Consider the following 26,783-nt stretch of genomic DNA (forward strand, 5'->3'; position numbering starts at 1 on the left):
AAAAAAAAATCTTACTTCAAAGATTTGTAAATTGTATATAGTCAATCATTTAAAATGCTTAAAAGGATACTTGTCAATATTGGGCTTTTTTTGATGTGTACTTTGGTTTGTGCGCAAGATGATTTTAATCTGCCAAACAATAAAGATTACACAAAAATTAACTTTAAACTTATTAATAACCTAATAGTTTTTCCAGTAGAGGTTAATGGTGTTGAACTCTCGTTTTTGCTAGATTCTGGAGTTAGTAAACCTATCTTGTTTAACATTATTAATTTAACAGACTCATTGCTGGTTAATAATGTAGAGCGTATTTACTTACGTGGATTAGGTGCTGATGGTGAAATTGAAGCGTTACGATCTAGAGAGAACTTTTTAAAAGTAGGTGATGCTATTAATATAAATCAAGACATTTATGTGGTTTTTGATAACTCAATTAATTTTACACCTAGATTAGGTGTTGATGTTCATGGAATTATTGGGTATGATATTTTTAAAGATTTTGTTGTAGAAATAAACTATAGGTCAAAATTTATAAAACTATTTAAACATAGTGAGTATAAGTATAAAAACTGTAGGAAATGCGAATCTTTCGATATGATATTAAATAGGAACAAACCTTATATAGATGCATATGCTGAAATAGATACAATTAAAACTCCAGTTAAATTATTAATTGATACAGGGAGTAGTGATGCTTTATGGTTATTTGAAGATCACGAAAAGCAAATATTACCTCCTAATGAAAAATATTTTCATGATTTTTTAGGTAAAGGTTTGAGTGGAAATATACATGGAAAACGCTCAAGAGTTAATTCATTTTCTTTAGGTGATTTCCATCTAGAAAATGTAAACGTTGCATATCCTGATTCTGCTTCTATAAGTCATGCGCGAAAATTTGAGGAACGAAATGGAAGTATTTCAGGAGATTTATTGAAACGCTTTAATATAGTTGTAGATTATAAAAACTTAAAAGTAACTTTAAAAAAGAACAGCAATTTTAGAAAGCCTTTTTTTTATAATAAAAGCGGAATAGTATTAGAGCAATATGGAGTAAGGGTTATAAAAGAATTAGGTGAAAAAAAGTATATAGATAGTTATGGAAGAGAAAATAGAGATAACATTATTGTTGATTTTTCTCAAACATTTCATTACAGTTTAAAACCATCGTATACAATTGTTGAGTTAAGAGAAGGATCTCCTGCTGAGAGAGCAGGACTTGAAATAGGAGATGTTATTTTATCAATCAACAACAAAGGGACTCATAAAATGACATTGCAAGAAGCTACTTTATATTTTTGTGAAGAAGATAAAAAACTGATTAAATTAGAGGTTGAACGAAAAGGAATTATAAAGACATTCTCTTTTAGGTTAGAAAGCCTATTATAACTAAAAAAGCCCTCAAAAGAGGGCTTCAATTTTTTATTTAACAAAGTATTATTGTTCCATAACACTCTTGTCTTTCTTTTCTAAAACACTTGTCTTACTTGGGTCAACAACTAGACCTTTAATTTTAAGAGCTACAGTAGGTGTTTCAGCATTAGATGTTACTGTAATAGTTTTTCTAATTGGGTTTACTCTGTTAGTGTCATACTTTACTTCAATTTCACCAGTTTCACCAGGCATAATTGGACCTTCAGGTTTTTTTGGTACAGTACAACCACAAGTAGACTTTACATTAGAAATTATTAAAGGCGCATTACCAGTGTTTGTAAATTCAAACACACGAACACCATTTGAACCTTTTTCAATGGTTCCGTAATCAATGACATCTGTTTTAAATTCAATTTTTGCAACTTTCTCTTGAGCGAAAGTTCCTAGGCTTAAAAGCCCTACAAATAAAATTACTACTAAATTTTTCATCATTTTAATTTTAAATTGATACTTCAAAGCTACTTACTTTTTATTGTTAAGCAAAATTTATTAGACGTATTACAGCAATATTAACATAGTTAAAAGCAAATAACACTATTATTTCGCTCAATAATTTCTAAAAAAAAGAAATATAAGTACTTTTGCACATCATTATTCAAAAACTATTCCAAAGATGAGTATTCCATCAAAATATGATGCACGAAATGTAGAGAGCAAGTGGTATGATTACTGGATGAAACATAATTATTTTCATTCAAAACCAGACAGTAGAGAACCATATACTATTGTCATTCCACCACCTAATGTCACTGGAGTACTACATATGGGACATATGTTGAATAATACCATTCAAGATGTTTTAATTCGTCGTGCACGTTTACAAGGTAAAAATGCATGTTGGGTTCCTGGAACAGACCATGCATCTATTGCTACCGAAGCAAAAGTTGTAGCAAAACTTAAAGACCAAGGTATAGATAAAAACGATTTAACTCGCGACGAGTTTTTAAAACACGCTTGGGATTGGACTCACGAATATGGAGGTGTAATACTAGATCAGCTTAAAAAATTAGGGTGTTCTTGTGATTGGGAACGAACAAAATTCACTATGGACGAAGACATGAGTGAAGCTGTGATAAAAGTATTTGTTGATTTGTATAACAAAGGACTTATTTATCGTGGTTACCGAATGGTGAATTGGGATCCTGAAGCAAAAACAACACTTTCAGACGAAGAGGTAATCTATGAAGAAAAACAAGGAAATCTTTACTACTTAAATTATAAAATTGAAGGAAGTGATGATACGTTAACTATTGCTACTACGCGTCCTGAAACCATTTTTGGAGACACAGCAATTTGTATTAATCCTAATGACGAACGTTTTACGCATTTAAAAGGTAAAAAGGCAATTGTGCCTTTATGTAATCGTGTGATTCCTATTATTGAAGATGATTATGTTGATGTTGAGTTTGGTACAGGTTGTTTAAAAGTTACGCCAGCTCATGATGAGAATGATAAAATGCTTGGTGATAAGCATAATTTAGAAGTTGTTGATATTTTTAATGAGGATGCTTCACTTAATAGTTTTGGGTTGCATTACGAAGGAAAAGATCGTTTTGTAGTAAGAAAAGAAATCACTAAAGAACTAGAAGAAAAAGGGTTTTTAATTAAAACCGAAACTCACATTAATAAAGTAGGAACTTCCGAAAGAACCAAAGCTGTTATCGAACCTCGATTAAGCGATCAATGGTTTTTAAAAATGGAAGAACTGGTAAAACCAGCAATAAAAGCTGTTTTAGAAACAAGAGATGTTAAGTTGTTTCCAAAGAAATTTGAAAATACCTATCGTCATTGGATGGAGAATATTCGTGATTGGAATATTTCTAGACAGTTATATTGGGGACATCAAATTCCTGCCTATTTTTATGGAGATGGTAAAGAAGACTTTGTGGTTGCTGAAACCATAGAAGATGCACTAGAGTTAGCTAAGACTAAAACTTCAAACTCCGAACTTCAAGTTTCAGACTTAACTCAAGACCAAGATGCTCTAGATACTTGGTTTTCATCCTGGTTATGGCCAATGAGTGTGTTTGATGGTGTTAGAAACCCAGATAACGAAGAGTTTAAATACTATTATCCAACAAACGACTTGGTAACAGGTCCTGATATTTTATTCTTTTGGGTAGCTCGTATGGTTATTGCAGGTTATGAATATACTGATGAAAGACCATTTGAAAACGTATACTTAACAGGATTGGTACGCGACAAGCAACGCCGTAAAATGAGTAAATCTCTAGGGAATTCTCCTGATGCTTTAAAGCTAATTGAAGAGTTTGGAGCAGATGGTGTTCGTGTAGGGTTGCTGTTAAGTTCTGCTGCAGGAAATGACTTGTTGTTTGACGAAGCCTTATGTCAACAAGGTAAAGGGTTTGGTAACAAAGTATGGAGTGCATTTTACTTAACAACACTTTGGGAAGTATCTCAAGATATTGAGCAGCCAAATTCAAGTAAAGTAGCATTAGAATGGTATGAAGCCAAGTTTCAAAAGGCGTTAATTGAGATAGAAGATCATTTTAGTAAATACCGTTTGAGCGATGCTTTAATGAGTATTTACAAACTTATTTTTGATGATTTCTGTGGTTGGTTATTAGAGATTGTAAAACCTGCTTATGGTCAACCAATAGATGCTGTAACCTATAACAAGTTAATCTCCATTTTTGAAGAGAACTTAAAAATTATGCATCCATTTATGCCATTTATAACTGAAGAAATTTGGCAAGCTATGGGAGAGCGTTCACCAGAAGAAGCTTTAATCGTAGCAAAATGGCCTGAGCAAAAATCAGTAAACGAAGCTTTAATTACCGAGTTTGATTTTGCTTCACAAGTAGTTTCAGGAATTCGTTCTGTAAGAAAAGATAAAAATATTGCGTTTAAAGATGCTATTGCATTTTCGGTTTTAAACAATGAGCAAATTCAACCAACATTTGATGAGGTAATTAAAAAGTTAGGAAACTTAGAAGAAGTCGCTTATGTTACTGAAGCTGTTGAAGGAGCTTTGACTTTTAGAGTAAAATCTAACGAGTATTTTATACCTATGTCAGGAGCTATTGATGTTGAAGCTGAAATTAATAAGCTAACCGAAGAGTTAAACTATACTGAAGGGTTTTTAAAATCAGTACAGAAAAAACTATCAAATGAGCGCTTTGTAAACAATGCACCAGAACAGGTTGTAGCTTCTGAAAAGAAAAAAGAAGCTGATGCTTTAGCAAAAATTGAAACCTTAAAAGCAAGTTTAGCGAGTTTGAAATAAAAAAGTGAAAACTATAGATAAAAGAAAAGGAGCTGAAATTCAGTTCCTTTTTTGTTTTTTTAAAGAGGTTTTTTCACTTATTTACCACTCATTAATCTTGTTACTGTCTAGCTTTACAAAAATAAAAAGTAGTATGGTAAAGCCCCAAAGTCCTGAGCCTCCGTAACTAAAAAAGGGTAGAGGAATACCAACTGTTGGTATTAAGCCCATTACCATTCCTGTATTAATTGTGAAATGCACAAAAAGGATGGATGCGACACAATAGCCATACACTCGGCTAAATTGGTTCTTTTGAGATTCGGCTAAGTACAGAACTCTAATAATTAATGCTACAAATAAAATAACAACCAATGCGCTACCAGCAAAACCCCATTCTTCTCCAACTGTGCTAAAAATATAGTCGGTATGCTGTTCTGGTACAAACTTTCCTGTAGTTCTAGTGCCTTGTAAATATCCTTTTCCTGTTAAACCACCAGAGCTAATTGCTTTTTCAGATTCGTTGAGGTTGTACAAGATGGTTTGCTTCATCTGTTGTAGCTTTTCAGGATCTTTTTCTAAGCGTAACCAAAGGCTAATACGGTCTTTTTGGTGAGGTTTTAAGATGCTGTCATAAAACGTACGAACTCCAAAAGCGAATCCAATGCATAAGACTAAAACAACAATGGGTTGCAAAAACGAAGCACGCTTTTTTCGTTTTAAAAAGTAAATGGTAAATATTAAAATAGCTGAGAGAATAGCTGTAAACAAAACACCAAACTTTAAGGATAGTACAGATAATAATAGTATTGCAACAGCAATAAGTAAGTAAATTTGTTGTAAGCCTTCTCTATAAAATACAAAGAAAAAAGAAGCATACACTATGGTGCTTCCTGCATCATTTTGTAATAAAATAAGAATTGCAGGAACAACTATTATAGCTACAGTTTTTAATTGGTCTTGAAGGGTTTTCATGTTGGTTTGCAAATCGCTAATGTATTTAGCAACTGCTAGTGATGTTGCAAATTTTGCAAACTCACTTGGTTGTAATGTCATGCCTCCAATGGCATACCATGAGGTAGCACCATTAACGTTTTTTCCAAAAATGAATAAACCAATTAGGGAGAGTAATGAAATGAAATAGATGATGCTAGCAAACCGTTCATAGAATTTTGCTTCTATAGAAAGAATGATGACTATTAACGCAAGAGTAAGCATTATAAACATAAGCTGTTTACCATAAGGTTGACTCATGTCAAAATAACTGGTGATTTCTCCTGTGTGTGAAGCCGAAACTATGTTAAGCCACCCAAACCCAACAAGAATTAAAAACAATGCTATTGTTATCCAATCAAATTTAAAGCCTCTGTGTTCTCTCTGCATTTATCTTGGTTAGTTAACAGTTTGCGTATTGATATTAATTTTTCTTTGTTTCTCCAACTCATACTCATTAACCGTCATAATTCTTGATTCGCCATTAATTTTAAATGGTTTTCCAGAATGAGGTTTTTCATATTCATGCTCTAAAGTGTGTTGAAGTATCCAGTTTTCCATATCTGTTCTGGTGATTTCTCCTTTAATGTATTTTTCAATCATTAAACTAGCAATTCTACCAGCAAAACGACTTCCCCAATACCCATTTTCAACAAAAACAGCAATGGCTATTTTAGGGTCGTCTTTGGGAGCAAAAGCGACAAAAATAGAGTGGTCAGTAAGTTGAGTTTTTACGCCATCTATTCTTGTGAAGTTTTCAGCAGTTCCTGTTTTTCCACAAATTTCAATACCAGGAACTTGTAGGTATTTTGCTGTTCCTTTATTGTAAACATCATACATACCTTGAATAACAGGTTCAAAATTTTGTTTGTCGATAGTGGTGTGATTAGGAGTTGTATACTTGCTGTCTATGGTGTCGTTTTCAATTTTTTTAATAATATGAGGTGTGTAATAATAACCTCTGTTTCCAATAGCAGCAGCCATGTTAGCTAACTGAATTGGAGTAGCAAGCACTTCACCTTGCCCAATAGCATTTGAAAGTGTAAATGTGGTATACCATCTGTTTTTTCCGTAGGCTCTATTATAGGTTTCAGCATCTGGGATTTTTCCTGGTTGTCCAACCCTTAGGTCATAACCCAAATAATTCCCTAGTCCAAAACTCTTAACATGATTACTCCAAATGTCCATTCCTTCAGCAGGAGTATCATACTTGTCCATAATACGACGATATACATTGGCAAAATAGGCATTACAAGACTCGTAAATTCCCAAGTTCATGTCAGCAGGACTTTTATGACCATGGCAACCCATTTTTCGGTTTCCATATCTATAACCATGCGCACACGTAAACTTATCGTTGGTTGTAACTACATTTTCTTGTAAACCTATTAAAGCATTAATTACTTTGAAAGGAGAACCTGGAGGATACATAGCTTGTAAACCTCTATCGTAAAGTGGTTGTGAAAGCGAATCGTTATAAAGTTTAGTGAAATTTTTAGAGCGGTTTCTACCTACTAACAAATTAGGGTTGTAGGTAGGTGATGAAATCATAGTTAGTATTTCTCCTGAGCTAGGTTCAATGGCAATAATACCACCTCTTTTGTTTTGCATTAAAAGCTCGCCATAGGCCTGTAATTCTGCATCAATTGTAATAGTAATATCTTTTCCTGGTTCAGGCAAAGTGTCATAAATACCCTCTTTATAAGGTCCTATATCTCTATTAAAACGGTCTTTTTGAATAAATTTAATGCCTTTAACGCCTCGTAAAGTTTCTTCGTAAGAAATCTCTATACCTTGTTTACCAATTAAGTCTCCCATTTTATAATATGGTTGCCTTTGTATAATGGCATTGTTTACTTCTCCAATGTCTCCTAAAACATTTGCCCCAATACTGGTTTGGTAATCTCTAAGTGAACGTTTTTGAATGTAAAAGCCTTCAAATTTTCTCATTTTTTCCTGTAACAAGGCATAATCTTCTTTAGATAATTGTGCTACAAAAGGCGAAGGTAATCTAGGAGAATAGTGGTAAGCTTTATCATACTTTTTTTTGAAGTCTTCTTTTGTGATTTTTAAAAGATTACAAAATTCCAAAGTGTCTAAAGGCTCAACTTCTCTAGGAATAATCATTACATCATAAGAGGGTTGATTGGCAACTAAGAGTTTACCGTTTCTATCGTAAACATAACCACGTTTTGGGTAATCATATACTTTTCTAATGGCATTATCTTCATAAAGATTATAAGTACTTTGGTTGTAAACCTGTAAATAAAATAATCTTGCAATAAAAATAAGTCCAACAATAACAACAGTTGAAAGAAGTAAAAGTTTTCTCATCGACGTTTTTTGCTAAATAGAATTGTTGACATAAAACATAGTATTATAGTAAAAATACTAGAGAATAACGTCTTTTGAAGTATTAAAATTATTTTAGAAATGTTAAAAACTTCAAGTGAAAATAGCACGAAATGATGAATAACAGTAAAGAGTGAAATATATATCAATCGGTTTCCTAACTCAGTATTGCTAAATTTAATGCTTTGGTGTTCGTAAATCATTCCGAAGGAAAACTTAAGCAATACAGGTCTAATGTAAGCAATAGTAACTGCTGCAGCAGCATGAACACCACCAGAGTCAGAGAAAAAATCTACACATAAACCTAATAAAAAACCAAGAATAATAATAACGGTTCTATTGGTTCTTATCGGAAAAAGCATAATAAAAAGTATGTAAACATACGGATTTATATAGCCTAAAAAATTGATGTGATTACATACCAAAACCTGTACTAGTAATACAGTAATAAAAAGTAATGTAGTATTTACTGCAGAATTATTCATTTACTGGGTTTTGAAGTGTCTCTATTTCTTCTCTATCAAGATGTTCAATAATGTAAACATGCCCAACGTTAGTCATGTCGTTAAATAGTTTTACATTAATGGTATATGTGTCTCCACCAATGTCTAAAACAAAATCATTAACAGTTCCAATGGGAATTCCTTTAGGGAAAATAGTTGATTGCCCACCAGTAACAATAGTGTCGCCTTCGGCAACAGGTGCAAATTTTGAAACGTCTTTCAATTGCGCTAATTCAGGTGACTTTGTATCCCATCTTAAAGACCCAATATGGCTCGTTTTTTTAAGTTGAGCATTTATTCTACTATTTGTGTTTAAAATAGATTGTACTCTTGCGTAACTATTAGATGTGTTGTCAATAATACCAATAATGCCTTTGGAAGTGATAACTCCAAAATCTTGCTGAATACCATCTTTTTTTCCTTTGTTTATAGTAAGGTAGTTGTTGGTTGCTGAATAACTGTTTTTATAAACAACTGCAGGAGTAAGCTTAAAGCGTTTGCTGTACATCGTACTGTCAGCATAAAACGATTTTAAAGTATCAGTTTCTCTATTGAATAAGATAGACTTTAGCCTGTTGTTTTCTTCAAGAAGTTTTTGGTTCTCGTTTTTTAAATCAAAATACTGACCAACGTTGTTTACTTGTTTGTAAACTCCACCAGTGAAAAAATTAGCAGAATTTATAAACTTACTTTTATGGTATGAGTGTGATTGAATTGTTAAAGCCAACGATACACCAAACAACAACAAAAACAAAAGAAATGTTTTGTTTCTAATAACAAAGTTGATGATTTGTTGCATTATTAATTACTTATTTTATCAATACACTTTTGAATTTAGAAAGGTTTTTGAGTGTAATTCCTGTTCCTCTTACTACAGCTCTTAATGGATCTTCAGCAATATAAACAGGTAAGTCGGTTTTTTGAGATAAACGCTTGTCTAAACCTCTAAGCATAGAGCCACCACCTGCTAAGTAAATTCCTGTATTGTAAATATCTGCAGCAAGCTCAGGAGGCGTTTGAGATAAGGTTTCCATTACAGAGTCTTCAATTCTTAAAATAGATTTATCTAAAGCTTTAGCAATTTCACGATACGAAATATTCACTTGCTTAGGTTTACCTGTTAAGAGGTCTCTACCTTGAACACTCATGTCTTCTGGAGGTAATTCTAAATCTTCAGTTGCTGCACCAATTTGAATTTTTATCTTTTCAGCAGTACGCTCTCCAACATAAAGGTTGTGTTGAGTACGCATGTAGTAAATAATATCATTTGTAAATACATCACCAGCAACTTTAACTGATTTGTCGCAAACAATTCCACCAAGAGCAATAACAGCAATTTCTGTTGTTCCTCCACCTATATCCACAATCATGTTTCCTTTAGGTTGCATAATATCAATACCAATACCTATTGCAGCAGCCATTGGCTCGTGTATTAAGTAAACTTCTTTACCATTTACACGCTCACAAGACTCTTTTACAGCTCGCATTTCCACTTCAGTAATACCAGAAGGAATACAAACAACCATACGCAAAGCAGGAGAAAACAATTTCTTTTTTAATGCAGGAATGTTTTTAATGAACATGCTTATCATTTGCTCAGAAGCATCAAAATCGGCAATTACACCATCTTTCAATGGTCTAATGGTTTTAATGTTTTCGTGAGTTTTTCCTTGCATCATGTTGGCTTCTTTACCAACTGCAATTATTTTTCCAGAAATTCTATCTCTTGCTACTATTGATGGACTATCCACAACTACTTTGTCATTATGGATAATAAGTGTATTTGCTGTTCCTAAATCTATGGCTATTTCTTCTGTTAAGAAATCAAAAAATCCCATACGCTGTTGTTAGTTATGTGGGTTGATATTATTTAGTCTTTTAGACGTTGTTGTAAATGTAATAAAATATACATTAATTACAGTATTACAAGATACGTTTAAAATGAATTAACAGATTTCAATTTTTTTAGAAAAAATGTTAATGTTTAAAATGACGTGTTCCTGTAAATACCATAGCAACATTGTTTTCATTACAATAGTCAACACTTAGTTGATCTTTTATAGAGCCTCCTGGTTGTATTACAGCAGTAATTCCAGCTTTATCAGCAATTTCTACACAATCTGGAAACGGAAAAAATGCATCACTAGCCATTACAGCACCTTGCAAATCAAAATTGAAAGATTGTGCTTTATGTATAGCTTGGTTTAAAGCGTCAACACGACTGGTTTGTCCTGTTCCACTTGCACATAGTTGTTTGTTTTTTGCTAAAACGATTGTGTTAGATTTGGTATGCTTACAAATTTTTGAGGCAAATATTAAATCTTCTAACTCGTTTTGAGTTGGTTTATTGTTTGTTGCTTCAGATAAATGCGAAACAGCATCAGTAACGTTATCTCTCTCTTGAACCAAAACACCATTTAAACAACTTCTTACAGTAGTTTTTGGTAGTTCAATATCATTTAAAATTAAAAGAATCCTATTCTTTTTTCCTTTTAAAATTTCTAATGCTTCTGCAGAAAATGATGGTGCAATAACAACCTCACAAAATAAGCTATGAATTTCTTCAGCTGTAGCTTTGTCAATTTCAGAGTTTGCAATTAAAATACCACCAAAAGCTGAAACAGGATCTCCTGCTAAAGCATCAACGTAAGCTTTGTGCAATGTTTCTCTTTGTGCTAAACCACAAGCATTATTGTGTTTTAGAATAGCAAAAGTAGGAGCTTCTCCTTTAAACTCGTTCATTAAAGTAACAGCAGCATCAACATCTAAAAGGTTGTTGTAGCTTAGTTCTTTACCGTGTAATTTGGTGAACATTGCTTCAAAATCTCCAAAGAAAAATCCTTTTTGGTGAGGGTTTTCGCCATAGCGTAACACTTGTCCTTTGGTTTCACTTACTTTTAAAGCAGCAAGATCATGGTTGCTATTGAAATAATTAAAAATAGCCGAGTCGTAATGTGACGATACATTAAAGGCTTTTGCAGCAAAACGTTTTCTGTCTTCTTCAGATGTTTCACCACTTTTAGCTTTTAAAAGTTCTAAAAATTCACTGTAATCTTCAACCGAAGACACGCAAACTACATCAGCATAGTTTTTGGCTGCAGCTCTAATTAATGAAATACCTCCAATGTCAATTTTTTCAATAATATCTTGATGTGCAGCACCTGAAGCTACAGTTTTTTCAAAAGGGTAAAGGTCAACAATAACCAAATCTATTTGAGGGATGTCAAAATCTTTTAATTCGGCAACATCACTTTCATTATTTTGTCTGTTAAGAATACCTCCAAATACTTTTGGGTGTAATGTTTTAACACGACCTCCTAAAATTGAAGGATAAGAGGTTACATCTTCAACAGGTACAACATTAATTCCTAAGTCTTTTATAAACTTTTCGGTACCTCCTGTTGAGTAAATGGTTACATTTTGTGCGTTAAGTTCTTTAACGATTGGTTCTAATCCTTCTTTGCTAAAAACAGAGATTAAAGCAGATTTAATGGTTTTGTTGTTATTCATTGTATAGTTGTGTGTTTTTTTGATTTCCATTTTTATGGAAATAACAATTTTAATGTTTTTTCAATACCAAGTATTAAAAAGTGTTGTTTGCGAGTGCAAAAGTACATATTCTTAAAGAGATTTTAAGGCTTGATAACGCAGATTATTTAAGTTTTTTGTAACAATAGATTGTTAAAAACGTCCTATCTTTAACTTTGATAAAATTTCGACCAATTCATGCTTGTTTATTTACGATTATTTAAGGAGAGTTTTACGTTTGCTATTAACGCATTGCGAAACAATAAACTACGTACTTTTTTATCGCTATTAGGAGTAACAATTGGTATATTTTCTATTATAGCTGTACTTGCAGCTGTTGATTCGCTTGATAGGAATATCAAAGAGCAGTTGAGCGGATTGGATAAAAACACCATGTATCTTACTAAGTATTCGTTTGGACCTACAAGTGTCCCAAGATGGCAACGTGATAATTTCCCTCAGGTAGAGCATGATGATTATGAGTTTATTGAAGGAAGTGTAGATGATATTGAGGCTATTGCCTATGTGATTTTTGGAGGCTCAGAAAATTTAAAGTACGAAGGAAAAACAGTTTCAGGAGTTAACGTTACACCTGTCTCTAACGGTATTTATGATATTGAAAATTTAAAAATTGAATCAGGTCGTTTTTATAACGAATCTGAATCAAATTCTGGAGCTCCTGTTATTGTGTTAGGAAGCTCAACTGCTACAAATTTATTTGATAATGATAACCCTATAGGTAAAACGATTAGGGCTTATGGACGAAAACTCAAAGTTATTGGCGTTTTAAAGAAAGTAGGTGGAGGTATTGGAGGTGATTCTCCAGATGAACGTGCCTATGTGCCTGCAAATTTTGTAAGACGTTTTAATAATGGAGGAGCAAATGGTTTACCAGGAGCTGTTGTAATTAAGCCTAAAAAAGATGTCGATTTTGATGCCTTTGAATCGGTTTTAAAACAAAAATATAGGGTTTACAGAGGTTTGAAAGCTGATGAGCCAGATAATTTCTTTATCAATAAATTGTCAGGTTTAACAGATGCTGTAGATAGTATTATTGGGTTTATGAATGGTGTAGGTTGGACCATTAGTGCGTTTTCATTATTAGTAGGTGGTTTTGGTATTGCTAATATTATGTTTGTGAGTGTTAAGGAACGCACCAACCTTATTGGAATTCAAAAATCATTGGGTGCCAAAAACAGGTTTATCTTATTCCAGTTTTTGTTTGAAGCTATAGTATTAGCCTTTATTGGTGGAATTGTAGGATTGATATTAGTATGGATAACAACAACAGTGTTGTCAAACTTTACAGGCGATTTTGAATTTGTGCTTTCAGCAGGAAACATGATGTTAGGATTTGCGTTGTCAACTGCAATAGGGTTGATTTCTGGTATTGTACCAGCAATTTCAGCTTCAAAACTTGATCCTGTGGAAGCGATTAGAACTGGAATGTAACAGGAAAATGAGTCTGAAAAGCATTTTTAAAACACTTTTGTCAATAGTTCTATTGGTTTGCATTTATATTTTTTTCTTTTCAGATTCTGGATTTACCTGGGGTGTAAATAAAACTGTTGGTTGGGCTTGGGATTTAACAAACCTAAATTTGTGGCTTTCAATTTTGGCTTATGTCTTTGTGCTCTATTTGTTATTTAGACTTTTCTTCCGAAGAAAAAAATAATCTAATCATAGAATCTCAGCAACCTGTTTACAAACAAATTCTAAAAAGCGCTCGTCCGCTTCAGTAAAAGAATCTGGAGTATTAGAGTCGATATCTATTTGACCAATATTTTCACCATTAACAAAAATTGGGATTACAATTTCTGCTTTAACAGTAATACTGCAAGCAATGTAATTATCTTGAGCAGATACGTCTGGTACAACAAAATTTTGGTTGCTCACAGCAACTTGTCCGCAAATGCCTTTTCCAAAAGGAATAATAGTATGGTCAGTAGGTTCGCCTACATAAGGACCTAATTTTAATTCGTTTTTATCTCCATTTTTAAAATAGAATCCTACCCAGTTGTAATATGTGATATTAGCTTCTAGCAATTCGCAAATTGCATAAAGTTTTTCATCTACAGTTGTACTCGAATTAGAAGTAATTTCGCTTACTTTAAGTTGTAATTGTTCAAATGTCATTTGTTCAAAAAGTTTTTGCAAAAGTATTTAAAAGGTGTAAATTCAAAAACTGAATTTATATAAATTTAACAGAATATATCAGTCGTTTACTTTTGAAAAACTTACTAAAAAAATACAAGTCTGTCATAAAGTTCATTCTCACATTTTTAATAGTGTACTTGGTCTTGTCTTTATGCTATAAATTGTATTTAGATATGTCTAGTGGTTCAAAATACTATCCTGATATTATAACCAATTTAGTAGCTAAACAAAGTAGTGAACTTGTTGGAGCTATGGGTTATGATGTACACTATTTAGCGCATGAAAATGAACCTTCACTTAAACTTATACTTAATGGTAAGTACGTTGCTAGAGTAGTAGAGGGTTGTAATTCGGTAAGTGTGATTATATTGTTTGTGGCTTTTATGGTAGCTTTTGCAGGAAGATTAAAACCAACATTTTTTTACACTTTAGCAGGAGGTGTTCTTATTTATGCTGTTAATATTATTCGAATTGCAATTTTGTCAATTGGCTTGTATAATTATCCATGGCGAAGAGAAATTTTGCACACTGCTATTTTTCCTTTGATTATTTACGGAATGGTATTCATCCTTTGGATGTTTTGGGTTAATAGGTTTTCATCAATAAACAAAAAGCATGAATAACATTTTTAAAATTGTTTTGCTCATGGCTTTGTTTGGGCTTCTTGTATTGATAAGAGTGTTCGAAAATGAGTTGTTTTATGATCCATACTTGTTGTTTTTTAAAAACGACTATTTGTATATGGATTACCCAAGACGCGAAATATTAAAGTTAACGCTGTTTACTACCTTAAGGTATGTGCTAAATGGAGTCGTGTCCTTAGCTATTATATATCTCTTTTTTAAAGATAAGTCTATCGTTAAGTTTTCGGTTATAGTTTATACTTTAGCATACTTAATTTTGATTTTAATTTTCTTGTATTTTGTCATTAACCCTAGACAAGAAGATTATTATCTGTTTTTTAATTTTAGACGATTTTTAATTCAACCAGTCATTCTTTTGCTCTTAATACCAGCATTTTATTACTATAAACTTAATAGGTAGAAATGTTAATGCTTTTTTAAAATGCAATACAACTTCATTAATTTTTATAAATTTGTGTTGTGATACAAAATGTTTTACATAAAACTTTTTCAGTTGCATTAGCGCTATTAGTGTTTTTTTCTACAGTTTCTTTTACTGTAGAGAAACATTTTTGTGGTGATGTGTTGGTAGATGTTTCTGTGTTTTCTGAATTACAAAAATGCGCTATGGAAGCCTTTGAAATTGAAATGGCTGAAAAAACACAAGTGCATTGTTGTAAAGATACAGTCGATTTAGTTAAAGGTCAAGACCATTTAACCATTAAAAAGTTTGAAGATTTAGATTTTGATCAGCAACTGTTTTTATCAACATTTGCGTATTCATACATTAATCTTTTTGAAGGGTTGCCGCAACAGGTTATCCCTCATAAATATTATTCTCCACCAAACTTGGTTGCCGACATACAAGTGCGCGATCAAGTTTTCCTAATTTGATTTTTTTGAACAATTTCCGTGAAAACGGATAGTAAATCTCTATTGTTCAATCAAAAAATCAAAAAAAATGACACATACATACAGCGTTACAGGAATGACCTGTAATGGTTGTAAGGCAAAAGTTGAAAATGTCTTACAAGATTTAGACTATGTTGATGATGCTAAAGTAAATTTAGAATTAGGTGAAGTTGCAGTAACCATGTCTCAGCATATCGCTACAAGTGTATTGCAAAATGCACTACCAGAAAAATATAAGCTGTCTGAAAAGCAAGAACGAAATGTGTTTGCTTCAACAGTACAGCAAGAAGAACAAAAATCTGATTTACAGCAATTGTTTCCGTTGTTTTTAATATTTGGATACATCATTTCTGCATCAGTATTAATCAATTTCAAGTCGTGGAATTGGAGCGATTTTATGCTCGATTTCATGGGCTTATTCTATATCGTTTTTAGTTTTTTCAAACTATTAGATTTAAAAGGATTTCCTGAAAGTTTTAAAATGTACGACCCATTAGCTAAAGCAATTCCTGCTTATGGTTGGGTGTATCCTTTTATAGAAACAGCTTTGGGAATCATGTTTTTAATGCGTATTCAAATTCCGTTGGCATTAGTGATTACCTTAATTATTTTAGGAATTACTACCATAGGAGTAACCAAAACATTGCTGGATAAAAAAGCAATACAATGTGCATGTTTGGGTACAGCATTAAAACTACCTATGACCAAAGCAACCTTTATTGAAAACAGTATAATGATTGTTATGGCAGTGATTATGCTTGTTCAAATCTACAGTTAAATAAAATTTTAAAAATGAAAAAACTATTATATATAATCCTCTTGTTTCCGCTTATTGGGCTTTCTCAAGATACCCTTAACGGAACTATTCTAGAAGAGAATAAAGAAAACGAACCAATACCAGTTGTTGGAGCCAATGTATATTGGTTAGATACAACTATAGGAGCTGTTACTGATATCGATGGGAAATTTTCGATACCTTATAAAAGTGAATACACAAAGCTGGTTGTGAGTTATGTGGGCTATAAAACCGATACTATAACCGTTAGTTCAGCTAAGGCTATAACACATTGGTTGAAACCAACAAGTGAGTTGGATGAAATAACAGTAACCTCAAGAAAGCAAGCGACTTCAAAATCATATTTGAAAGCTACCAATACATTTACTGTTAGTAGCGATGAATTGTTAAAAGCTGCTTGCTGTAATCTCTCAGAGAGTTTTGAAACCAACCCATCTATTGATGTTAATTTTGCTGATGCAGTTTCAGGTACGCGTCAAATTAAAATGTTAGGTCTTACTAGTCCGTATATTTTAATAGCAACAGAAAACATACCAACAGTTCGTGGAGCTTCGCAAGCTTACGGATTAACCTTTACACCAGGAACTTGGGTTGAGAGTATTCAAATTACTAAAGGAATGGGAAGTGTGGTTAATGGATATGAAAGTATTGCAGGACAAATAAATGCTGAACTTCAAAAACCAACAAAAGACGATAAGCTGTTTGTGAATTTTTACGGAGCAAGTAGCGAACGTATGGAATTGAATACACACTTTAATACTAAAGTAAGTGATAAGTGGAGTACAGGTTTGTATTTACATGGTAACACGCATCAAAAAGAACATGATGTAAATAATGACAACTTTTTAGATATGCCAAAGTATCATCAAATAAATGTGATGAATAGATGGCAATATACTGACACTGAAAAAGGGTTTGTTGGGTTTTTTAATTTCAGGTTTTTAACCGATGAAAAACAAACAGGTGAGCTAGATTTTAACCCAGACACTGATAAGTTGACTACCAACGCTTGGGGAAGTGAAATTGATACCAAACGATTTGATTTCTCAGGGAAATTAGGTTATGTAAACCCTGAAATTCCATGGCAAAGTGTTGGTGTGCAATTTGCGGTTAGCAACCATCAGCAAGATTCTTATTTTGGATTACGACAGTACGATATTGAACACAATAGTATTTATTCTAATATTATTTATAATTCAATTATTAGCGATTCGCGTCATAAAATTAAAACAGGACTTAGTTTTACTTACGACCATTATGATGAGTTTGTTGAGGATACAGTTTATGAGCGTACAGACAACTCATTGGGAGCCTTTTTTGAATATAATTTTGACAATTTAGATAAGTTTAATCTTACAGCTGGATTACGTGTTGATAATCATAATAAACTAGGCTTTTTTGTGACACCACGTTTTCATGCACGATACACGCCTTGGGAAAAATCTGCGTTTAGAGCGTCTTTTGGTAGAGGCAAACGATCAGCGAATATTTTTGCTGAAAATCAAAGCTTATTTGCAACCTCAAGAGCCATTAATATTATTGGAGCTAATGGTGGAGAAATTTATGGTTTAGACCCAGAAATTGCATGGAATTATGGTCTGTCTTACTTGCAAGGATTTAATCTCTTTGGAAGAAAAGCCGATGTTACAGTAGATTTTTACAGAACAGATTTTCAAAACCAAGTGGTTGTAGATTGGGAAAATCCACAAGAAATAAGTTTCTATAATTTAGAAAATGATAGTTATGCTAATAGTTTTCAAACGGAATTAAACTATAATGCTTTTGAGCATTTTGATGTACGATTAGCTTATAAATATTATGACGTGAAGACTAAATATCAAACAGGTAAAGCTATAAGGCCTCTAACACCTCAACACAGGTTTTTTGCAAATGCTGGATATGAAACACATCCTAATGATGCAGGAGGGTTGTGGAAATTTGATGCAACCTTTAATTGGTTAGGCGAACAACGTTTTGCGTCAACAACTAGTAACCCTGTAGAATACCAATTACCTGAAAACTCTCCAACTGTAGCAACACTTAATGCACAAGTTACTAAGGTGTTTTCTCCAAAATTTGAAGTATATTTAGGAGGTGAGAATATTACCAATGTGCGTCAAGACAATCCTATTTTAGGTGCAAACGACCCTTTTGGTTCAAACTTTGATAGCACATTTGTGTATGGTCCAATTTTTGGAAGTATGTATTATGCAGGATTACGATTTAGAATTAAATAAAACTTTAAAACAAAAATAAAATGAAGAAAATAGTAGTATTAGCAACATTTTTAATGGCAACAGTAACATTTGCACAAAATAAAAACGCCAAAGTTTCACTAGAAGTTGATGGTGTGTGTATGATGTGTAAAGATCGAATTGAAAAAGCATGTATAAAAACCAAAGGTGTAAAAAGTGCGATTTGGAATGTAGAAACACATGAGTTAAGATTGATTTACAACGAAGGAAAAACAAGTTTAGATGATATTAAAAAGAATATTGTTGCAGTAGGTCATGATTTAAAAGACATGAAAGCTACTGATGAGGCTTATAACTCAGTGCATCCTTGTTGTAAATATCGTGATGAAGAGGTTAGGGGTGATCATAAAGATGAAAAGGATCCTAATCATAAAAAGCATTAAAAAACATATTCTCTAATTTAGAAAAAGCCTAAACTCTTGTTTAGGCTTTTTTTATTCACTCATAGTTAAGGTAAAATTTTCAATAAGCTATCACAGCTTTTAATACCTTGTTCAGTTGCCCGTTTTTTAATCATTAAAGCACCATTAACACTTTGTAAAATATTTTTAAAAAGCTTTTCATTGTTATAACCAAACTGACCTTTTTTCATAATATCAAAATCTACATTTTCAATCATGTATTTGCCTAAATATTCTTTATGGATAATATCTAGACGTTCGTAATCCTTGAGCATTATTTTGTAGTTTGAATAATGGTTTTCAATAGCTGTTTTTAAGTTGAAGTCATCAATGAGTTTAAAGTCTCCAGAGTTAATCATTGTTTGGTAGGTAACATCTTTAGGGAAAAAATCTGTTGAGGTAAACACAGTATATATTGTACTTAATTTTGAGTGTTTTTCCGGATTGTCAGTATTTATTAACGGTAAAACCGTGTTTAGGATTTCAGTTTTTTTATCAATAGAAAGTGAAATAGATTCAAGAGTTTTTTTGTCAATCTCAATATCACTTTTTATGTTTTCTAAATACTGTTGTTTTAATGTTTCGCTTTTTGAGTTTTCAGAACATTTATTCATTGTAAAAGCTATTGAAATACCTACGATAACTATAAGTATTTCTCCTAAGGCATAAGTGAATTTCTTTTTCATTTTTTAATGGATTATCTTCTTAAAACTAAGAAATATTTTTTAGTTAAATTTTTGCCAATAAAAATATCACGAATCAATTTTCTGCATACCTTTAATATGTTCTTTTTAAAACAATAAAGTTATGGGACAAGACAAGTCAAAAGGAAAGTCTACACTGCCTAAACAAGCAGTAAAAAAGACTCCACAGGCTCCTGCTAAAAAGAAGTAGTCTGTTTTTGGGCTACAAACTGATAGCCCTTCAATTTAAAGATGATTAAAGCAAATAGCCACCTTTTTGAGGTGGCTTTTATATTTTAATCAATTAAGTTTATTTCTTTGATTTCAGAAAGTAGCTTGCCGTCTGAGCTAAAACCTTGTATCACGAAAATAGCTTTTTTAATATTAGTGTTAAAAATTTTAAAATCAGCATTTCCTGATTGGTCAGTTTCAATGTTTGATTTCCAATCAATATTACTGTAGTTTATAAAGTCATTTTTTGATAACGCATAAAACTCAGGAACATAAAACTTTTTTTCTGTAGAAAAACCATTGTTTACAGTAAATTCATTTGCAATGGCTTTTTTAGTGTAATCTAACTTGTAACTCTGTTTTAAATATATTCTAATAATACCTGCACCACCTCTAGAACCATATCCATTTCCGTCAGGATCAATAAATATTTCGTCTACATGCTCTAGTGTCATGTTATATAATATATCATAATTTCTATCGTAGCTTGATCCGTCAATGATAAGTAAAGGTTCATTACTCGCCATAAAAGTTACAGGGTTACGATTTTTTATTTTTACAACTCCTGCACCTTGCAGTTGATCAACGACAAAGCCATGAGAATTAATTATATCAGTTACATATGAGTACATTCTTCTTAATTCATCGTCTACTTTAATTCCTTTACTATACCTATTAGCTATATATTCTTTGCGGTTTTGTAAGATTGTATCACTATTTTTTTTGTGTACATAAGTAAGGTTGATAGTGTCTAATTCTTGTCCTAGACTGTTTGCGTGTTCTAGAGAAAAACTATTTGTTATGGTTGTCTTGCATTTATTTATTAAAGGAAGTGTAGGTTGTTTTAGCAGCTTACGATTGTTGTCAATAATATCAATGTAAGGCTTTAAATTATTAATTACTTTGTCTCCTTTTAAAACAGTAAAGTTTATAGATGCAGAGTCTTTTAAGTAAAAGTTGTTAAAAGAAAAACTGTTGTTGACTAGCGTTGTTGATTCATTAATTTGATTAGTGATTGAAAACATTTGAATGGTGTAAGGCACACTGGATTTTGGAGGATTTAATGAACCTTTTATTGAAAGTCCAGCATCAAAATTGTGAGTTATTTTTGGGGTTCCGGTTTTTATATTTTCCCATTTATACTTGCTCCAGCCTTGAGTTAATAAAAGCAAGTCTAGCTCATATGTTTTTAACCTGTTAATATCAGTAAAATAATAATTAGGATTTTGAATATAACCTTTCACATAAGGCTTTAATAAAAAAGAGCTTATTAAATTCTGGTTATTGGTTTGGGTTAGAGTATCGTCTGGTAAAATAGCAATACTTAAATTAGAAGCTATTGGTGTTTTAGTATGGGTAAATGTTTTGATTGATAAAGGGATAGAGTCATTAGTTTTAGTATTTACAATAATATCTGAGTTTAAAATTAATGAGTCGTCGTAGTTAAAAATTAAGCGTTCAATTAATGGCTCAGATTTTTCGTTAAATAATGTAATTGTATTTATTCCTGATACTAGATTTTTTTTGTTTACAGGAATAACATTGCTTGTTTTTAAATCGTCAACTTTTAAATCAATAACCACTACTTTGTTGTTTTGATTTATCACTAAGTAGTAAGTTAGTCCTGTATTGTTTTTAAGTGTTACGTCGTTTGTTTTTAGGGTTATATAGGTTAACTCTTGATTTGTATAATTATTAACCGAAATAGCAAACCCCTCTTCACTATCAATTACTATTTCCTTAGAATAGTCTATACCATTAACTGTATATTTAGCAGTGTATTTTTCGTTTTTCTCAGGTAACAAATCAAACTTACCTAAACCAAAAATGTTACTTTTAAAGTTGGTTATCGGTTCATTTTTAGAATTGACTATTGAGCCATCTATTTCTAATCCTCTAGCGTTACAATCAGTGATTTTGAATCCAAAAGTGTTTGTAACGCCTATAATACTATAACCACCTTCAGGTAAAAATTGTAAATCATGTTTAAGTTTTTCGGTTGTAGAATCTTTAGTTACACTTGTGTTTAAATCAGGATTTGGGTTGAGGATATGTATAGGCATAGAGACGTAAGCTTCGTCTTCTTTAAAATTATTCATCCAGTTTGTATAAGCAACTATATAATAGGTGTCACCTGCAATTAAAGTGTTGGTGTCTAGGCTTCCTGTGAAATAACCGTTTTGGGCAAAAAATAATTTGTTTGTTATCTCCTTACCGTTTGAGTCTAATAACGATAAGTAAACATTTGTTGTGTTTATAAAAGAAACTCCATTTTTTTTATCGTAGACATAACCTTTGAACCAAATAGGTTCGTTACTTATAAAGATGTTTTTGTTAACATGTAAATGAATAGTTTCTCTTTCGGTATTAAAATATGAAGTATATGCTTGCTCTATTTTTGACTTTTCATTAGTTTGTGATGCTATGTTTTTTGAGAAAAATAGAGCAATCATTATAGTTAAAACAAGTGTGTTTTTCATATTTTAGGTTGGGCTTAGTCTAATAGTAATTCTTTAGTTTCAGAAATCAAATTTCCATTAATTGAAAAACCTTCGATGATTAAAAGTAGCTTTTTTATTGACGTATTTTTTATGTTAAATTCAACTGAACCTTTTTCGTTTGTTGTAAGTTTTGGTTTCCAATCAATAGCTCCATATGACATAAAGTTACTAGGCGAGTTCAAATAAAAAAGTGGTATATAAAATTCTTTTTGAGGAGAAAACCCTCCAGTTGTTATTAGTGTGTTGGCATACCTTTTAAAATCTCCTTTAGCTCCAACTCCATAACTTTTCTTTAAAAATATACTTATTACTCCTGCACCTCCTCTTACTCCATATCCAAGACCAGATTTATTAAAATATATTTCATCAACTTGATTTAAAGGCATGTTATACAGTATGTCATAATCTGTTCCCATGTTAGCACCATCAATTATTAATAAAGGGCTAGAACCAGCTTTAATAGAAATAGGACGCTTATTTATAATAATAACTCTTCCTAATGCTTGGTAAGACATAAAACCATTTGCGTCTATAATATCAGATACGAAAGAATACATTCTTTCTTGGATAGAATCAATTTTTACACCTATACTATAAGCATCTCCAATATAGGCTTTTTTGTTCTTAAGAGGCGCTTTTTTATCAACTATTTTCGTGTGTAAGTTTATAGTATCTAGTAATTCGCCTTCAAACTCCATGTCATTGTAGCTGTTAACAGTATCTATTGATAAAGTTTCAAAAACACAAGTATTAGGAATAGAAAATAATTGATTTAGTGAAGTTTTTCCTGAGCTTATTACTCTTGCATACAACTTTGGGTCGGTTATTTTTTTTCCGTTTTTAAGCACATTGAAATGTACTTTAGAAGAATCTGCTATGAAATAATTCTCAAAGTTAAATTGTTTATTATTGTCTATATATTTAGTTTCGTTAATGTTGTTAACTAGAGAAAACATATGAACTTGGTAATTAGAGTCTTCGTCTATTGGTTCATTAAGTGTTCCTGTAATTGAAACTCCTTTATCAAAAGGAATAATTAATTCTTGTTCACCGTTTTTAATATCTTCCCAACTATATTTACTCCAGCCTTGGGTTAATAATACTAAATCTAGGTGCAAAGCTTTTATTCGATCAAAATTATTGAAGTAATATTCTGAGTTTTCAAAAGAACCATTTATGTAAGGGTCAATTAATAAGTTGCTTATTATACTTTTATTAGTGTTTATTGCTTTGGTTTCAAGCGGTAAAACAGAAACACTTAGGCTAGTAGAAGTAGCAATTTTCTTGTTGTCTTTTAGGTTGATTTTTATTCCAATTGAATCTGAAGAGCTTGATGTCTTTTCAACTGTAGCTCTCATAAAATCCTTGTTTTTAGGATTAAATATCATGCGTTCCAAAAGTGGATTTAATTCATCATCAAATAAAGTAATAGTGTTTACTCCATAAGGAAGAGTTTTTGATGAAATAGGTATAGTGTATTCAGTTTTTAAAACTGAAGTGTTTAATTCAGTAATTGAACTTTTGTTGTTTTGGTGTATAGCTAAATAATACGTTTTATTAGCTTCTAATGCTTGTGTTGCTTTATTTGTTTTAAGTGTTATGTAAACCATATTAGTATTGATATGGTTGTTAACAGAAAAAGAATATCCTAAAGCTTCACTTTGAGGTAAAGGGGTTTTATAATTCTTGCCATTAATGTTATAAATAGCGTTGTAGGTTTCGCCTTTTTTCATCAATAAATCAAACTTACCCATTCCAAATGTGTTACTTTTAAAAGGCATTATGGTCTTGTCGTTTGAATCAGTTATTATACCTTCAATTTCAACGCTTTCTCCACTACAATTAATAATTTTAAAACCTATTGAATTGGTAACATCTGCTATGCAATGTCCACCTTCAGGCAAGAACTGTAAATCATAATCTAATATTTTATTATTAGTTGTTTCTTGATTGGAATGTTCATTTAAAATTTGAATAGGACTAGAGGTGAAAGATTCATCCTCTTTAAAGTTTTTCATCCAGTTAGTATATGCCTTAAAAAAATAATAACCTGTTGCTAAACTTGGACCTACATCAAAACTGCCAGTAAACATTCCATTTTCACAATAAAATAGTTTGGTTTCTATTTCTTTACCGTTTTTATCGTAAAGCGTTACATATACATTTGAAGTTGTAATATAAGGAATACCATTTTTTTTGTCGTACACATAACCTTTGAACCATATCGGTTCGTTTGTTAAAAAAGTATGCTTGTTAAAGTGTAAGTAAATAGTTTCTCGTTCTGCATTAAAATATTTAGCGTAGGCATTTTCGATAGTTTCTTTTAGATTGGGTTTTTGGCTTAATGCTTTGGTTGTGTTTAAAATAAAAATGATTAAAATTAGTAAAGAAGTTAAATGTTTGGTGGTAAGATTTAAGCGATGAGAATAATTGTTTTTCATAATTATAAGTTTTAGAGTGAATAGCGATTAAGAGATTCAGTCACAATATTTATGCCAAAAAAAAGCCTCAAGATTGTCTTGAGGCTTTTTTAGTTTTTTAAAAAACTTTGTTTTACATCATCCCTGGCATTCCGCCACCTCCCATTGGAGGCATTGCAGGAGCATCTTCTTTAATATCAACTAAAGCGCATTCAGTAGTTAAAATCATACCAGAAACTGAAGCTGCATTTTCTAAAGCAATACGTGTTACTTTTTTAGGGTCAATGATTCCAGCTTTAAGCATATCTACGTAAGTTTCAGTTTTAGCATCAAAACCAAAATCTTTTTTACCTTCCATTACTTTAGAGATTACAACACTACCTTCACCACCAGCATTTTCTACTATGGTTCTTAAAGGTGCTTCAATAGCTTTGTTTACAATTTGTACACCTGTAGTTTCATCAAGGTTTTCAGTAGTAAGTTTTTCTAAAACCGATTTAGCTCTTACTAAAGCAACTCCACCACCAGCAACAATACCTTCTTCAACAGCAGCTCTTGTAGCATGTAAAGCATCGTCAACTCTGTCTTTCTTTTCTTTCATTTCAACCTCACTTGCAGCACCAACGTATAATACAGCAACACCACCAGCAAGTTTAGCTAAACGCTCTTGAAGTTTTTCTTTGTCATAATCGCTAGTTGTAGTTTCAATTTGTGCTTTAATTTGATTTACTCTAGCTTTAATATCAGCAGATTTACCAGAACCGTTAACAATTGTTGTATTGTCTTTGTCAATCATAACTGACTCAGCAGTACCTAACATGCTTAAATCGGCATTTTCTAAAGAGAATCCTCTTTCTTCAGAAATCACAACACCACCAGTTAAGATCGCAATATCTTCTAGCATTGCTTTACGTCTGTCACCAAAACCAGGAGCTTTTACAGCAGCAATTTTAAGTCCACCACGTAGTTTGTTTACAACCAAAGTAGCTAAAGCTTGTCCTTCAACATCTTCAGCAACGATTAATAATGGACGACCAGATTGAGCAACTGGTTCTAATATTGGAAGGATTTCCTGTAAGTTAGAAATCTTTTTGTCAAATAATAAAATGTAAGGGTTTTCTAAATCAGCAATCATTTTATCGCTATCAGTTACAAAGTAAGGCGATAGGTAACCTCTGTCAAACTGCATACCTTCAACAACGTCAACATAAGTATCAGTTCCTTTAGCTTCTTCAACAGTAATTACACCTTCTTTTCCAACTTTAGAAAACGCTTGAGAAATTAACTCACCAATAGTGTCATCGTTATTTGCAGAGATAGACGCTACTTGCTTAATCATTTCAGATGAGTTTCCTACTTTTTTAGCTTGCTTTTCTAAGTTAGCAGTAATGGCTTCAACAGCTTTGTCAATACCACGTTTTAAATCCATTGGATTAGCCCCAGCAGCAACGTTTTTTAAGCCTTCTTTTACAATAGCTTGAGCTAAAACTGTTGCAGTAGTTGTACCATCTCCAGCTAAATCGTTGGTTTTACTAGCTACTTCTTTTACCATTTGTGCTCCCATGTTTTCAAGCTCGTCTTCAAGCTCTACTTCTTTAGCTACAGAAACACCATCTTTAGTGACTTGAGGAGCGCCAAAGCTTCTACCAATAATTACGTTTCTACCTTTTGGTCCTAAAGTTACTTTTACTGCATTTGCCAATGCATCCACACCACGTTTTAATCCGTCGCGTGCTTCAATATCAAATTTTATATCTTTTGCCATTTTATTTGG

At 32.1% G+C, this 26,783-nt stretch carries 21 protein-coding genes; 9 read left to right on the forward strand and 12 right to left on the reverse strand.

Annotated features, from left to right (window positions below; genetic code table 11):
* The first annotated feature begins 54 nt into the window (after positions 1 to 54).
* Positions 55 to 1,386 (forward strand): aspartyl protease family protein, encoded by a 1,332-nt coding sequence (locus ABD011_RS04895; RefSeq protein WP_343796239.1) that lies wholly within the window; start codon positions 55 to 57, stop codon positions 1,384 to 1,386.
* A 48-nt stretch (positions 1,387 to 1,434) separates the two neighbouring features.
* Here the strand turns inward: ABD011_RS04895 and ABD011_RS04900 are convergent, their stop codons facing one another.
* Positions 1,435 to 1,860 (reverse strand): DUF1573 domain-containing protein, encoded by a 426-nt coding sequence (locus ABD011_RS04900; protein WP_129759215.1) that lies wholly within the window; start codon positions 1,858 to 1,860, stop codon positions 1,435 to 1,437.
* A gap of 184 nt (positions 1,861 to 2,044) precedes the next feature.
* Between ABD011_RS04900 and ABD011_RS04905 the strand changes: the two genes are divergently transcribed.
* Positions 2,045 to 4,678 (forward strand): valine--tRNA ligase, encoded by a 2,634-nt coding sequence (locus ABD011_RS04905; RefSeq protein WP_343796242.1) that lies wholly within the window; start codon positions 2,045 to 2,047, stop codon positions 4,676 to 4,678.
* 81 nt (positions 4,679 to 4,759) lie between these two features.
* Here ABD011_RS04905 and rodA read toward each other — a convergent pair whose 3' ends face one another.
* The 6 genes from rodA to purH all read right to left on the reverse strand — a co-directional run bounded on the left by rodA (position 4,760) and on the right by purH (position 12,012).
* Positions 4,760 to 6,037, reverse strand: a complete 1,278-nt coding sequence (gene rodA, locus ABD011_RS04910) for a rod shape-determining protein RodA (protein ID WP_343796244.1) — start codon at positions 6,035 to 6,037, stop codon at positions 4,760 to 4,762.
* Between the two features lie 9 nt (positions 6,038 to 6,046).
* Complete coding sequence (gene mrdA, locus ABD011_RS04915) at positions 6,047 to 7,981, reverse strand: penicillin-binding protein 2 (RefSeq protein WP_134198685.1); 1,935 nt, start codon at positions 7,979 to 7,981, stop codon at positions 6,047 to 6,049.
* Positions 7,978 to 8,484 (reverse strand): rod shape-determining protein MreD, encoded by a 507-nt coding sequence (gene mreD, locus ABD011_RS04920; RefSeq protein WP_129759211.1) that lies wholly within the window; start codon positions 8,482 to 8,484, stop codon positions 7,978 to 7,980. Before mreD ends, mrdA begins: the two co-directional genes overlap by 4 nt.
* On the reverse strand, positions 8,477 to 9,301 hold the full coding sequence (gene mreC / locus ABD011_RS04925) for a rod shape-determining protein MreC (protein ID WP_343796248.1): 825 nt from the start codon (positions 9,299 to 9,301) through the stop codon (positions 8,477 to 8,479). The genes mreD and mreC overlap by 8 nt, the downstream gene beginning before the upstream one ends.
* 10 nt (positions 9,302 to 9,311) lie before the next feature.
* On the reverse strand, positions 9,312 to 10,340 hold the full coding sequence (locus ABD011_RS04930; RefSeq protein ID WP_129759209.1) for a rod shape-determining protein: 1,029 nt from the start codon (positions 10,338 to 10,340) through the stop codon (positions 9,312 to 9,314).
* A 139-nt stretch (positions 10,341 to 10,479) separates the two neighbouring features.
* Positions 10,480 to 12,012, reverse strand: coding sequence for a bifunctional phosphoribosylaminoimidazolecarboxamide formyltransferase/IMP cyclohydrolase (gene purH / locus ABD011_RS04935; RefSeq protein ID WP_134198686.1), 1,533 nt, complete (start codon positions 12,010 to 12,012; stop codon positions 10,480 to 10,482).
* A gap of 216 nt (positions 12,013 to 12,228) precedes the next feature.
* Here purH and ABD011_RS04940 point away from each other — a divergent pair, with 216 nt between their 5' ends.
* Positions 12,229 to 13,482: an ABC transporter permease gene (locus tag ABD011_RS04940; protein WP_335973945.1), complete on the forward strand. Its 1,254-nt coding sequence runs from the start codon at positions 12,229 to 12,231 to the stop codon at positions 13,480 to 13,482.
* Between the two features lie 228 nt (positions 13,483 to 13,710).
* Here ABD011_RS04940 and ABD011_RS04945 read toward each other — a convergent pair whose 3' ends face one another.
* Positions 13,711 to 14,166, reverse strand: coding sequence for a GAF domain-containing protein (locus ABD011_RS04945; RefSeq protein ID WP_343796252.1), 456 nt, complete (start codon positions 14,164 to 14,166; stop codon positions 13,711 to 13,713).
* A gap of 92 nt (positions 14,167 to 14,258) precedes the next feature.
* On the opposite strand from ABD011_RS04945, the gene xrtF reads away from it, so the two are divergent.
* The 6 genes from xrtF (at position 14,259) to ABD011_RS04975 (ending at position 19,156) form a co-directional block, all read left to right on the forward strand.
* On the forward strand, positions 14,259 to 14,810 hold the full coding sequence (gene xrtF, locus ABD011_RS04950; RefSeq protein ID WP_343796254.1) for an exosortase family protein XrtF: 552 nt from the start codon (positions 14,259 to 14,261) through the stop codon (positions 14,808 to 14,810).
* On the forward strand, positions 14,803 to 15,231 hold the full coding sequence (locus ABD011_RS04955; protein ID WP_343796256.1) for an exosortase F system-associated membrane protein: 429 nt from the start codon (positions 14,803 to 14,805) through the stop codon (positions 15,229 to 15,231). Before xrtF ends, ABD011_RS04955 begins: the two co-directional genes overlap by 8 nt.
* Positions 15,232 to 15,290: 59 nt before the next feature.
* Positions 15,291 to 15,704 (forward strand): HYC_CC_PP family protein, encoded by a 414-nt coding sequence (locus ABD011_RS04960; RefSeq protein ID WP_343796258.1) that lies wholly within the window; start codon positions 15,291 to 15,293, stop codon positions 15,702 to 15,704.
* A gap of 67 nt (positions 15,705 to 15,771) precedes the next feature.
* Positions 15,772 to 16,500 carry a heavy metal translocating P-type ATPase gene (locus ABD011_RS04965; protein ID WP_343796260.1) on the forward strand — a complete coding sequence of 243 codons (729 nt, stop codon included), beginning with the start codon at positions 15,772 to 15,774 and terminating at the stop codon, positions 16,498 to 16,500.
* 14 nt (positions 16,501 to 16,514) lie between these two features.
* Complete coding sequence (locus ABD011_RS04970) at positions 16,515 to 18,755, forward strand: TonB-dependent receptor (protein ID WP_343796262.1); 2,241 nt, start codon at positions 16,515 to 16,517, stop codon at positions 18,753 to 18,755.
* Between the two features lie 20 nt (positions 18,756 to 18,775).
* Complete coding sequence (locus ABD011_RS04975; RefSeq protein ID WP_343796264.1) at positions 18,776 to 19,156, forward strand: heavy-metal-associated domain-containing protein; 381 nt, start codon at positions 18,776 to 18,778, stop codon at positions 19,154 to 19,156.
* A gap of 65 nt (positions 19,157 to 19,221) precedes the next feature.
* On the opposite strand, the gene ABD011_RS04980 is transcribed toward ABD011_RS04975, so the two are convergent.
* From ABD011_RS04980 to groL, 4 genes are all read right to left on the reverse strand, one after another.
* Positions 19,222 to 19,860 carry a DUF6090 family protein gene (locus ABD011_RS04980; RefSeq protein WP_343796266.1) on the reverse strand — a complete coding sequence of 213 codons (639 nt, stop codon included), beginning with the start codon at positions 19,858 to 19,860 and terminating at the stop codon, positions 19,222 to 19,224.
* Between the two features lie 293 nt (positions 19,861 to 20,153).
* Positions 20,154 to 22,568 carry a hypothetical protein gene (locus ABD011_RS04985; RefSeq protein WP_343796268.1) on the reverse strand — a complete coding sequence of 805 codons (2,415 nt, stop codon included), beginning with the start codon at positions 22,566 to 22,568 and terminating at the stop codon, positions 20,154 to 20,156.
* 14 nt (positions 22,569 to 22,582) lie between these two features.
* A complete protein-coding gene (locus ABD011_RS04990; protein WP_343796270.1) occupies positions 22,583 to 25,030 on the reverse strand; it encodes a hypothetical protein in 2,448 nt (815 codons plus the stop codon).
* Positions 25,031 to 25,142: 112 nt separating this feature from the next.
* Complete coding sequence (gene groL / locus ABD011_RS04995) at positions 25,143 to 26,774, reverse strand: chaperonin GroEL (protein WP_131505895.1); 1,632 nt, start codon at positions 26,772 to 26,774, stop codon at positions 25,143 to 25,145.
* Between the last annotated feature and the right edge of the window lie 9 nt (positions 26,775 to 26,783).

It is taken from the genome of Gaetbulibacter jejuensis (assembly GCF_039524015.1).
GTDB classification, from domain to species: domain Bacteria; phylum Bacteroidota; class Bacteroidia; order Flavobacteriales; family Flavobacteriaceae; genus Gaetbulibacter_B; species Gaetbulibacter_B jejuensis.